9 protein-coding genes are annotated in these 11635 nt (G+C 69.9%); 7 read left to right on the plus strand and 2 right to left on the minus strand.

Annotated elements, in window-relative coordinates; all coding sequences use genetic code 11:
- Positions 1–45: 45 nt before the first annotated feature.
- On the minus strand, positions 46–1317 hold the full coding sequence (locus tag QFZ82_RS07515; protein WP_307712386.1) for an ABC transporter substrate-binding protein: 1272 nt from the start codon (positions 1315–1317) through the stop codon (positions 46–48).
- Positions 1318–1437: 120 nt separating this feature from the next.
- Positions 1438–2442 carry a hydroxyacid dehydrogenase gene (locus tag QFZ82_RS07520; protein WP_307712387.1) on the minus strand — a complete coding sequence of 335 codons (1005 nt, stop codon included), beginning with the start codon at positions 2440–2442 and terminating at the stop codon, positions 1438–1440.
- Between the two features lie 176 nt (positions 2443–2618).
- Here QFZ82_RS07520 and QFZ82_RS07525 point away from each other — a divergent pair, with 176 nt between their 5' ends.
- The 7 genes from QFZ82_RS07525 to QFZ82_RS07555 all read left to right on the plus strand — a co-directional run bounded on the left by QFZ82_RS07525 (position 2619) and on the right by QFZ82_RS07555 (position 11579).
- Positions 2619–3275, plus strand: a complete 657-nt coding sequence (locus QFZ82_RS07525) for an SGNH/GDSL hydrolase family protein (RefSeq protein ID WP_307712388.1) — start codon at positions 2619–2621, stop codon at positions 3273–3275.
- 31 nt (positions 3276–3306) lie between these two features.
- Positions 3307–4323 (plus strand): NAD(P)-dependent oxidoreductase, encoded by a 1017-nt coding sequence (locus tag QFZ82_RS07530; RefSeq protein WP_307712389.1) that lies wholly within the window; start codon positions 3307–3309, stop codon positions 4321–4323.
- On the plus strand, positions 4323–5378 hold the full coding sequence (locus tag QFZ82_RS07535) for a dihydrodipicolinate synthase family protein (protein WP_307712390.1): 1056 nt from the start codon (positions 4323–4325) through the stop codon (positions 5376–5378). Before QFZ82_RS07530 ends, QFZ82_RS07535 begins: the two co-directional genes overlap by 1 nt.
- Before the next feature lie 71 nt (positions 5379–5449).
- Positions 5450–6334 carry a Gfo/Idh/MocA family protein gene (locus tag QFZ82_RS07540; RefSeq protein WP_307712391.1) on the plus strand — a complete coding sequence of 295 codons (885 nt, stop codon included), beginning with the start codon at positions 5450–5452 and terminating at the stop codon, positions 6332–6334.
- A gap of 2 nt (positions 6335–6336) precedes the next feature.
- Entirely contained in the window at positions 6337–7338 is a 1002-nt protein-coding gene (locus QFZ82_RS07545) for a Gfo/Idh/MocA family protein (RefSeq protein ID WP_307712392.1), read from the plus strand.
- Between the two features lie 110 nt (positions 7339–7448).
- Positions 7449–9512, plus strand: coding sequence for a hypothetical protein (locus tag QFZ82_RS07550; RefSeq protein WP_307712393.1), 2064 nt, complete (start codon positions 7449–7451; stop codon positions 9510–9512).
- A 108-nt stretch (positions 9513–9620) separates the two neighbouring features.
- Positions 9621–11579 (plus strand): hypothetical protein, encoded by a 1959-nt coding sequence (locus QFZ82_RS07555; protein WP_307712394.1) that lies wholly within the window; start codon positions 9621–9623, stop codon positions 11577–11579.
- The last annotated feature ends 56 nt before the right edge of the window (positions 11580–11635 follow it).

Consider the following 11635-nt stretch of genomic DNA (forward strand, 5'->3'; position numbering starts at 1 on the left):
CGTGGCCGGCGACTCCGGCCGCGCACCCGCCTCCTGTGAACCGGGTCAGCCGCGCGCGAGCAGGGCGTTGACTTCCTTCTCGGCCGCCGTGAGTGCGGCCTTCGGCTCGACCTTGCCCAGGAGCGCCGCCTGGAGATGCGGCTTGATCAGGTCCATGAGCTCGCGGGCCTTCGGGTGCATCACCCCGGTCCGGACGACGTCCAGGTACTTCTCGCCCTCGGCCACTTCCGGGTCGTCCGCGAAGATCCCCGCGCCCGAGTCCCGCGGCGCGTAGTAGCCGTTCTCCTTGTTGAACTTCTTCATCTGTTCCGGGCCGGTGAGGAAGTCCACCCACGCCTTGGCGGCAGGCTTGGCCTCGCTGGCAGCAAGGACGGACAGGCCGCCGACCGACCCCGCGGCGACCCGGACCTTGCCGGTCAGCGGGGGGCTCGTCCGGAGGTGCTCACTCGTCGCAGCGGGCAGCACCTGACGCAGGGCGGAAACGCTCGAGGCCGGCACGAAGGCCGTCTTCCCCCGTCCCATATCGCTCTGCTCGACGGGCTCGTGGGTCGTGAGGCTCTGCCGGGAAGTCCAGCCCTCGTCCACCATCTTCTTGACGAACTGCAGCGCCTCCAGCCCTTCGGGGCTGTTGAACGCGGCCTTGGTGCCGTCCTTGTTGAGGACCTCTCCGCCGGCCTGCCACAGGTACGGGTAGTACGAGTGGTTCAGTGTGAGGGGGAGGGCGGCCACGTAGTCGGTGGGGACGTACCCCGCCTTCTTGGCCTTCGGCGCCATGGCCTCCAGTTCGTCCCACGTCTCCGGGCACTTGTCGACGCCCGACGCGGCGAGGACCTTGGTGTTGCAGACACCGGTGAGAGTCTGCATCAGCAGGGGGACGCCGTAGAGCTGACCGTCCCATGTCATGGACTGAAGGGCGGATTCCTTGAAGTCGGCCCGGTCGTCCTCGATCACGTCGCCGACCGGCACGAGCGTTCCCTCGACGGCGAACTTCGGGATGAAGTCGGGGTTGAAGTACACGACGTCCGGGCCCTGTCCGCCCGCGATCGCGGTCACCAGCGTCTCCTCCCGTTTCTCGAAAGGCTGGACGACGACCTCGACATCGGCGTTGGGATACTTCTTCCTGAACTCCTTGACGATCGGGTCCCAGTAGTCGTCCTCACCGCTGACACCGATGGGATACGTCCAGAACGTGATCGTCCCCTCGACCGCCTTGGGGTCGGCGGGTATCGCCGCGTCGTCCGTGTTTCCGCACGCGACACTCAGCATCGCGGTGGCCAGGACCATCGCCGCGATCCGTGGCTTCAGTCTGCCGCTCATGAGGTGGGTCCTCTCCCGTCGGCGCTGCACAGCCTCTTGAAATGCAATCGGTTGCAGGGAACGTAGTTGCGCCTTCCTTGCCCGTCAAGGGTGCAACTTGCATTGAATTTCGGATGGTTGTCACGCAAGGAGGTCGTACGTCTCCGGCAGCACCTCATGGGCGAGAGGCTCCCCGGCGAAGAACCGCGTCAGCTCGTCGACGACGGTTCGTCCTTGCGCCCTGCGCGCCTCCACCGTCCCGCCGGCGACGTGCGGCGTGACGATGACGTTGGGCAGGCCCAGGAACGGGCTGGACGACGGGAGGGGTTCGCTGTCGAACACGTCCAGGCCGGCCCTCAGGCGCCCGGCCACGACCTCGGACAGCAGCGCCTCCTGGTCCACCACCCACGAGCGTGCCGTGTTCACCAGGACGCCACCGTCCGGCAGCATGGCGAGTTGACGGCCTCCCACCAGGTGACGCGTCTCACGAGTCGCCGGGGCGTGGACGGCGATCACGTCGCAGCTGCCGAAGAGTTCGTCCAGTCCCACCGTCTCCACCCCCAGGGCCGCAGCCGCCTCCGGGTCCGCGTAGGGGTCGTACGCCCGTACGACCGACGTGCCCAGCGCCTTGACCATGCGGGCGTAGCAAGTGCCCGTACGGCTCAGCCCCACCAGGCCGACCCTTCGCTCGGACAGGGCCTGACCGAGTGCGGGTCGTCGCGCGTCCGCCCAGCCCCCTCCCGCCCACAGGCCGCGGTCGTGGTGGTGCAGATTGCGCAGCAGCGCGAGCGTCAGCGTGAGCGCCATCTCGGCCACGGCGGGCGCCATCGCCGCCGCCCCTCCCTGCGTCAGACGCAGTCCTCGACTGAGGAGTTCACGGGGATAGAGACGGCGGACGGAGCCGGCGGAGTGCACCGCCAGACCCAGCCGTCCGCCGCGCACCTCCTCCGGCCGGAACGGCACGGTGCTCCATGAGGTCACGACGGCGTCGCAGGAGTCTGCCATCCCCGGCGGCAGGGTGCTGCCGTGCGGGCCCGCGCCGAACCGGATCTCGGCGAGATCGTGCAGACCCTGCTGGGACGCCGGGGAGAAGAGCAGATCGAACTCCTCGCGGGCAACTGCGACACAGATGTGCGGCCGGTCCATGCGGCGTGTCCTCTCGACCGTGGGAACCCCGAGGGGCCTCGGCGGATCGACTGGCCTGCCCACCCGCGCCTTCGCCCCGACGCCGTTCACAGTACGGCCCGCGACCCTTGACCTGCAATCGGTTGCACGAGAAACTCGACGTCATCGCATCCCCCATTCGGAGTGATGATGTGACGATGGATCAACGGACGCCGCTGGAAAACGTCAAGGACTGCGATCGCCCGCTGACCTGGGCCTTCATCGGTGACAGCGTCACCGCGGGCACGTGGCACACCTACGGCGCCCGCTCGTACCCGGAGCTGTTCACCGAGCGCATGCGCGAACTCGCCCGTACCGCCGACGTCTTCGTCAACACCGCGGTCAGCGGATGGACCGCGCAGGACCTGGACCGGCACCTGGACCGGATCGCCCTGAGGTTCTCCCCCGACGTGGTCGTGGTGGGGATCGGACTCAACGACACCCGGCACGGAACGGCCGGCCTGGCCGACTTCGCCTCCACCTACCGTCGCCTCGTCCGCGCAGTGCGCGAGGAAACCGGAGCCACCGTCGTCGTCCAGACCCCCAACGACACCCTCCCGACCGCCCCGCAGCACGTGGTGGACCATCTGCCGCGCTACGCCGAACAGATCCGGGCGGTCGCCGAGGACACCGGGGCGCCGCTCGTCGACCACTACGCCGTCTGGACCGACCCGGCGTCGCCCGCGCCGGAGCACTGGTACGCCATGGGCTGCCACCCGGGGCCGCACGGCCACCGCGCGATGGCCCGCACCCTGCTGGACGCGTTCGGCGCCTGGGATCCGGCGAGCCGCACCGGCCGGCTCACCATCCCCTGAACACGACTCGAGAACACGAACAGGAGCACCCGTGCGAGATCCAGCAGCCCTGGAAGAACGCCTCTCCCGCCCCGGCGAGGCACTCGTCGAGGACCTGCGCCGCCTCGAGGGCGACATCGTCGTCCTCGGCGCGGCAGGGAAGCTCGGCCCCAGCCTCGTGCGCCTGGCCGTCAGAGGCGTGGCAGCGGCGGGCACAGGTGCCAGGGTCGTCGCCGTGTCCCGGTTCGGCAGGCCGGGGTCCGCCGAGGAACTGAGCGACGCCGGCGCCGAGGTGGTGGCCGCCGACATCACGGACGAGAACGCCCTGGCCGCCCTGCCGGACGCGGCCAACGTGGTGTATCTCGTCGGCGCCAAGTTCGGCACGGAAGGCAACGAGCACGCCACCTGGGCCACCAACGCCTATCTGCCGGGGCGCGTCGCCGAACGCTACGCCGGCGCGAGGATCTCCGCGCTCTCCACGGGGAACGTCTACCCGCTGGTGCCCGTGGGCTCCGGCGGATGCACCGAACAGGATCCGGTGGGGCCGGTGGGCGAGTACGCCATGTCGTGCCTCGGCCGGGAGCGCGTGCTGACGCACTTCGCACGGCGCAGCGGCACCCCGATGGCCCTGATCCGTCTCAACTACGCGGTGGAGATGCGCTACGGGGTCCTGGTCGACCTGGCCCGGCAGATCGCAGCGAAGGAGCCCGTCGATCTGACCACCGGCTTCGCCAACATCGTATGGCAGGGCTATGCCAACGAGGTGACGCTGCGCGCCTTGCTCCACGCGGACGTGCCCCCCTTCGTGTTGAACCTGACGGGCCCGGAGACCCTGTCCATCCGCAAGGCGGCGATGCGGATGGCCGAACTCCTGGGTGCCAACGTCACGTTCAGTTCGGCGGAGACCGGAACGGCCCTGCTCTCGGACGCATCCCGCTGTCACGGCCTGTTCGGCTACCCGCAGCTCGCCGTCGACGCGTTGCTCACCGCCACCGCCGAGTGGGTCCGGTCCGGCCTGCCGCTCCTGGACAAGCCGACGCACTTCCAGAGCAGGGACGGGAAGTTCTGATGGCCGCCCCCCGGCGGGGTCCGGACCCGCTGAAGAGGTTCCGTGCCGGCACGGCGATCCCCGCCCACCCGTTGGCGCTGGACTCCCGTCTCACGCTGGACGAACGCCGCCAGCGGGCACTTACGCGTTACTACCTCGAAGCGGGCGCGGGCGGGATCGCCGTCGCCGTCCACACCACCCAGTTCGCGATCCATGAGCCCCACCGGGGCCTGCTGCGCCCGGTCCTGGAGCTGGCCGCCACGACCGCCGCCGAGTACGAGGACGCCAGAACGCTGCTCGTGGCGGGAGTGTGCGGCGGGACCGCACAGGCGGTGAAGGAGGCGGAACTCGCCGCCGATCTCGGCTACCACGCCGTGCTGCTGGCCCCGTTCGGGGCGGGCCCGCTCAGCGAGGACGAGCTGGTCGACCGCGCGGCCGCCGTGGGCACCGTGCTGCCGGTCATCGGGTTCTATCTGCAGCCGGCGGTGGGCGGCCGCTCCCTCTCACGCGGGTTCTGGACGCGACTGGCCGACCTGCCGTCGCTGATCGGCATCAAGGTCGCGCCGTTCGACAGGTACGCGTCGCTCGACGTCGTACTGGGGGTCGCCGCCTCCGGCCGCCGCGCGGAGGTCGCCCTCTACACGGGCAACGACGACCACATCGTCGGCGACCTGCTGTCGACCCACCCGGTCGACGGCGCGGACGCCCTGGAGTTCGTCGGCGGGCTGCTCGGCCAGTGGTCGGTGTGGACGCACTCGGCGGTCCGGCTGCTCGAGGACGCGCGCCGGGCCAAGGCCGGGGACCACGCGGCGATGCGTGAGCTGATGGCCGTCGACTCCGCGCTCACGGACGCCAACGGGGCGATCTTCGATGTCGTCGGCGGCTTCCGCGGGTGCGTCCCCGGCATCCACGAAGTGCTGCGGCGTCAGGGGCTGCTCCAGGGGCTGTGGTGCCTCGACGAGGACGAGGTCCTCTCCCCCGGGCAGCTCGAGGAGATCGACAGGATCTGGCAGGCGTACCCGCATCTGCGGGACGACGACTTCGTGGCCGAGCACACCGACCGCTGGCTGTCCTGAGGACGACCACTCGCCGCCGCTCCCGCGAAAGACCCACGACGACTTGTCCCCGACCTCCGGAGGGCCGCTTCATGTCCATGAGGCGCATCGGCATCATCGGCACGGAGAACTCGCACGTCGACCAGTTCGTCCGATTCCTCAACATCGAGGAACGTCACCCGGGAAACCGCGCCGTCGCCCTCGTCGGCGGGCGGACGGAACGCAACGAGGCACTGTGCCGGACGGGAAGCATCGGCCTGGTGGTCGAGAACCCTGCCGACCTGCTCGGGCACGTCGACGCGGTGATCGTCAGCAGCCGCGACGGCAGGACCCACCGCGAGCAGGCAGAGCCGCTGCTGGCGGCCGGCCTTCCGGTGTTCGTGGACAAGCCGTTCGCGGGATCGGTCGCCGATGCGCAGGCGCTCGTCGCCGCCGCCGAGCGCTCCCGCGCCACGGTTGTGTCCGGCTCCGCGCTGCGGTTCGTGTCCGGGATCTCGTACCTCACCGACCAGGCGGGACAGTGCGGCGCGCTGCGCCAGGTCGCCATGACCGGCCCGGCGGACCCGGACAGCGAGTACGCGGGCCTGTTCTTCTACGGCATCCACCAGGTCGAGGCGGCACTGCAGTTGCTCGGGGACCCGGTCGTCGAGCCGGGTTCGTTGACCACCACCGTGAGCCGGCACGGGGACACGGTCGTCGCGCTGACCCGCATCGGGGACGTGTCCCTCACCTTCACGTTCGTCACACCCACCGACGGGGAACAGACGTCCTTCCACGCCACGCTGATCGGCACCAGCGGTGTCCGGGCCGCCGCGCTCACGCTCCCTCCCGACTACACCGCACCGCCGCTCGCCCGTTTCATCGACGCCTGCGACCGCGACGAGCCGCAGAAGGACCGTTCCGCCGTGCTCTCCCCGATCGCGGTACTGGAGTCCGTCACCGACGCCCTGGCCGCCGCCCCCTACGGAAAGGACTGACCATGTCCCTGTCCGCAAGTCCGCTCCGTATCGCGATCATCGGCGTCGGCATCATCGGCAAGGCCCATGCCCAGCGGCTGTCGAGCGGTGCGACCGACGCCGTCCTGGTGGCCGTGGCGGACGCGGACCCCGAGGCCGCCCGCGCCGCGGCCGCCCGGTGGGGCGTCGCCGCGAACTCGGTGGACGCCGTCCTCGCCCGGGACGACGTGGACGCGGTGATCGTCGCCGTCCCGAGCGGTCTGCACGCGCACGTGGCCGTGGCCTCGCTGGACGCCGGGAAGCACGTACTGCTCGAGAAGCCCATCGAGGTGACGGCCGAGGCCGCGGACGAGATCATCGACGCAGAAAAGCGTGCGGGCAAGGTGCTCAGCGTGGCGAGCCAGCGACGGTTCGCCGCCGAGAACCAGTTCGTGTTCCGTGCGATACGCGACGGATACCTGGGGAGGATCACCTCGGCCACGATCGAGGTGCCCCTGTGGCGCTCGCAGGAGTACTACGACTCCGGTTCCTGGCGCGGCACTTGGGCGCTGGACGGTGGCGGCGCCCTGATGAACCAGGGTGTCCATCTGGTGGATCTGGCCCTGTGGCTGCTCGGCGAGGCGGACGAGGTGTACGCCCACACAGGGCTGCTCGCCCACAAGCGAATCGAGGTCGAGGACACCATCACGATCACCGCCCGACTGCGGAACGGGACGCTGCTGACGTTCCTGGCCACGACAGCTGCCTACGACGGCCTCCCGATCCGGTACGCGGTGCTCGGAGACGGCGGCTCGTTGGTGATCGAGGACGAGAAGCTCACCCGTTTCCACTCCCTGAGCGGGGCGTCACCGGCCTTCGACGGGTCGCCGGTCGACCAGCCGCTGGCCCAACTCGAGGACTTCGTCACGGCGGTGAAGTCCGGCGGTACGCCGTTGGTCACCTCGGCCCAGGCCCGTGCGGCGGTCGCCTTCATCGAAGCTGCCTATCTGTCGGCGCGCACCGGTGCGCCGGTACGGCCGCGGTGAGCGGCCTGCCGGGCGGGCGCGCGGACGGACGGACGCGGATCCGCGAGGGCCCGACGGAGACACAGTCCGGCGGAAGTACATCGTCCCGCACCCGATGGAGGCAGACACCGATGAACGAGCACAGCAGCACGACACCGCTGTCCCGCCGCAGCCTGGTGGGCGGCATCGGCGCCTGCTCCGTGGCCGCCGCCTTCGGGATCCTGGGCGCCGGGACACGGCCCGCGGACGCCGCCACCGGCGCCGGCAGGATCGTCGACCTGGGCGTCGCCATGCGGACCGTCAACGTCAGGAGCGCCAGAACGGGCCGGATGCCGGACGGCACGCCCGTGCTCTTCGCGTTCAGCGACGGCAACCCGGTCAGTTTCAATGTGCTCCGGCTGGACACGGGCGAACGGATCGACGGCTTCCCGTGCGGGCCGGACACCGTGGGGTCCTCCATGGTCCAACACCCCGACGGGTCGGTCTACTTCAGTGTCAGGGCGCCCTCCGCCGGGCGGCTGCTGCGGTACGTGCCGGCCTCGCACAGCATGGAGACGGTCGCCACGGGCGTCGTGCGCGAGACCATGCTGAGGACGCTCGTGGTGGACCCGGACTCCGGCGTCCTGTACGGATGCACCTATCCCCACGCGAAGGTGTTCTCCTACGACCCCTCGACCAAGGCCGTCCGGGACTACGGCTCCGTGGTGACCGACGGCGCCTACGCGTGGGGCTTCGACCTCGTCGGCGGCAAGCTCTGGGTGGGCACCGGCATCGGAACGGCGCACCTGATCGAACTCGACCCGGTGACGGGCGCGAGGAGCGAGATACCGCTGCCCGGCGAGTTCGCCTCCGCAGCCACCTACATCTACGGTGTGCGCACCCGAGGTGACATCGCCCTGGTGTCGGTCAACCCGCCCCTCGGCGGTACCAACACCCTCGTGTGGGACATCGCCGGACGCCGGTGGCTGCAACCGGACACGCTCCACCAGACGGTGGGGGCCAGTGGGATCGTCAGCACCGTGGACTCCGCCGGACGTTTCTACTACGTCAGCGACGGCGAGCTGTACGCCTACGACACAGCCACCCGCAGCTCGTCCCCGACCGGAATGGCCGGCAGCACCATCGGCGACCGGGTGCCCGGCACGCGCTCGGTGGACGTGGTCGAGACGGCGACCGGTGGCACACCGCGCCGCGAAGTGGTGGGCGTGGCCAACACCGGGGTGATCTGGCGCTACGACCTGGACGCCCGTACCGGCATCACCGTGCGCGGCGTGCCGCTGGGGTCCCCGGCGACCCTCCACAGCATCGGCGTCGGGCCGGACGGCAAGGTGTACACGGGCGCCTACCTCAGCTCGGGCGTGATGGCACGGGTCTCGACGTCCACGTACGAGATCGAGGAGCTTTCCGGGCCGGAGCAGGCCGACCACATCGTGACGCACCAGGGCAGGATCGTGGTCACGAGCTACCCCAACGCCGTGGCCTACGTGGGCGAGACCGACCCGTGGGACTGGGGCACCCGTCCCGCGCAGCTGTTCAGCATCGGCCGGTTCAGCGAGCATGAGCAGGACCGGATGTTCGACGTGGTGAGCGTCGGGGACAAGCTCGCCTTCGGCAGCGTGCCCAACTACGGGACCCTCGGCGGCGCCCTGATCCTGGCCGACCTCGACGGGAACGTCGAGGTGCACCGCAACGTCGTCCAGGACCAGAGCGTCACCGCCCTGGCGGCGCGGGGGCCGCTGGTGTTCGCAGGGACGTCCGTGCACGGCGGGCTCAGCACGACGCCGAAGGCCACGGAGGCAGTGCTGTTCGTCTGGGACATCCGCACCGGGAAGAAGGTCTTCGAGACCGTCCCGGTGCCCGGGGACGAGATCATCCACTCGCTGCTGGTCGACCGGGACCGGCTGTGGGGCATGAGCAGCACGGGTGTGGTGTTCGAGTTCGACCTCAGGACCCGCACCGTCGTCCGCGTGGTCGACATCGGTCTGCCGGACACCAACAGCTGGGGGCGGCTGGGCAAGCTGCACCGGCACGACGACGGACGGATCTACGGGAACGCCGGCGGCAAGCTGTTCCGCCTGGATCCGGTGACACTTGCGGTCACGGTCCTCGCCACGAACGCCAAGGTCTCGGTGCTCGCCCCCACGGGCGAGATCTTCTTCGGCGACAGCACCAACGTCTACGTGTACAAGCCCTGACCGGTGTCCCGGCCGGCCGGAGGTCCGATGGGACTGCCGGGCGGATGTCCGCGGCCGGTCCACGACCGACTTCCTTCTTTGTCCCACATGAACGAGATGGAGTTCACCATGTCCTTGAGTCGCCGTTCACTTCTGGCAGGCAGCGCATCGGCGGGGGCGGCCCTGGCGGTCGGCGGCGACATATGGCGCGCCGCAGCGTCCGCCGCCGAGCAGAACCTGGCTCCGGTCGGTTTCGGCCCCGCATCGCTGACGTCCGCGGTCCGCGGTGCTGCCGTGATCGGCAACAGCGTGTTCCTCGCGTCGCGCTTCAACACTCCCGAACAGAAGCTGCGGCTCGGCGAGTTCGACACCATCACCGGTGAGGCGCGGTCCATCGACGATCTCGACATCCCCAGCTCGGGCGGGAACAAGATGACCGCCGACGACCGCTATGTCTACATCGGCCCCGCCGGTAGTGCGTACGTGTGGCGCTTCGACCCGCGGACCAAGGAGTTGCTGCCCTGGGCCCGGCCGGGCACGAGCACCACCTGGTTCTACGAGATGGTGGTCGAGGGCGGCCACCTCTACATCGGCACGTACCCGGACTGCGCGGTCAGGCGTATCAGGCTGTCGGACGCCACGATCGAGACCTACGGCCGCATCTCCACCTCGAAGTACGCGACCGCCCTCGCCATCGACGACGAGTACGTCTACGCGGGCTCGGCCGCTCCGGGAGCCCTGCTGCTCTGGCCGAAGGAAGGCGGCACGCCGATCGATCTCACCGCGCAGCTGAGCGACTCGCCGGTCGGCATCCTCGACCTGGCGGTCCGGGACAAGGTGATGTACGTCGCCAGTGGCCGCCAGCTGATCTCGTTCCGCACCGACGGGTCGGAGCGTATCTCGCGGGAGATCCCCGCGGAGGACCGCTACATCGATCAGGTGGCGGTCGGCAGCAACGGGAAGATCCACGCTCTGGCAAGGCTCACCTGCAACGTGTACGAGGTGACCGCCACCGGTCTGGAGAAGGTCGGCCGGCCGATCGAGGACGTCGAGAACCAACTGCTCGCGCCACAGCCCGACGGCAGCCTGATCGGGGTCAGCGGGCTCGGTCACATCTGGCGGATGGCGCCGGGCGGCACGGCACAGGTATGGCAGAGCGCGACCCGCGGGTTCGGCTATCCCGAGATCGTCCAGTCCATGTTGCTGAACAGCCGGGGCACGGTGTGGGTAGCGGGCCACTACGCGATGACCGTCCACCGGCCGGAGCGCGGCACCAGCGTCCGCTTCGACATCAACGGCGAGCCCAAGTCCCTGGCCGAGGGAGCCAGGGGCACCGTGTACGCGGGCCTGTACCCGAGCACGCAGATCGTGGCGATCGGCCCCGACAGTCACGACATCACCGTCCTCGGAACCCTGGGCAACGAGCAGCTTCGCGCGCGGCGGATCCACGCCGACCTCGCCCGCAACCAGTTGCTGGTGGCCTCCAGTCCGGCGACCACCAAGCACACCGGCGCGCTGACCTTCGTCGACCTGGCCACGAACCACTTCGACGTGCACCGGGAGTTCCTGCCGGAGCAGAGCGTCATGGACGTCGCCGTGTCGGGCACCACGGCGTACATCGCCGGCGACACCTACGGCGAGGTCACCAGCGGTCCGCTGCGTCCGACGGCGCAGGTGGCCGCGGTCGACATCGTCACCCGTGAGTTGCTGTGGCGCGAGGAGATCAAGCCCGACTGGGCGTCCTACGAGAGCGTGCACGTCGTCGGCAATCTGCTGTATGCGATGGCCCGCCGACCGCGTGGCGCGTGGTTCGCCTACGACCTGACGACCCGCACGGTCGTGATGGAGGGCGACCTCGGGGGCTACGGCCAGTTCAACGGCGTCGATGGCCGGGTCTTCTCGTGGGTGCACTGGACCAATGACATCTGCGAGTTGCCCACCGTCACCGGTGGGGCGGCAACCACCGTCTACGACAACGTTCCGCGCGGGTGGTACAACAACCCGGTGTTCAACTTCACCCGCAGCGGCAGGGCCACCTGGGGCATGCGGGGAACGGATCTGGCGCTGTTCCCGCTGCCCAAGGCCTAATGGCTCGGCTCGCATCGTCGGCCGAGTGATCGACGGGCCGCCCGGCGGTCGGCGGA

This window comes from Streptomyces sp. V4I23 (assembly GCF_030817975.1).
Lineage (GTDB): Bacteria > Actinomycetota > Actinomycetes > Streptomycetales > Streptomycetaceae > Streptomyces.

Bases quoted from the DNA above. Each gene is read 5' to 3' on its own strand.
- QFZ82_RS07515 (WP_307712386.1), bottom strand. From the start codon at position 1,317: ATGAGCGGCAGACTGAAGCCACGGATCGCGGCGATGGTCCTGGCCACC.
- QFZ82_RS07520 (WP_307712387.1), bottom strand. From the start codon at position 2,442: ATGGACCGGCCGCACATCTGTGTCGCAGTTGCCCGCGAGGAGTTCGAT.
- QFZ82_RS07525 (WP_307712388.1), top strand. From the start codon at position 2,619: ATGGATCAACGGACGCCGCTGGAAAACGTCAAGGACTGCGATCGCCCG.
- QFZ82_RS07535 (WP_307712390.1), top strand. From the start codon at position 4,323: ATGGCCGCCCCCCGGCGGGGTCCGGACCCGCTGAAGAGGTTCCGTGCC.
- QFZ82_RS07540 (WP_307712391.1), top strand. From the start codon at position 5,450: ATGTCCATGAGGCGCATCGGCATCATCGGCACGGAGAACTCGCACGTC.
- QFZ82_RS07545 (WP_307712392.1), top strand. From the start codon at position 6,337: ATGTCCCTGTCCGCAAGTCCGCTCCGTATCGCGATCATCGGCGTCGGC.
- QFZ82_RS07550 (WP_307712393.1), top strand. From the start codon at position 7,449: ATGAACGAGCACAGCAGCACGACACCGCTGTCCCGCCGCAGCCTGGTG.
- QFZ82_RS07555 (WP_307712394.1), top strand. From the start codon at position 9,621: ATGTCCTTGAGTCGCCGTTCACTTCTGGCAGGCAGCGCATCGGCGGGG.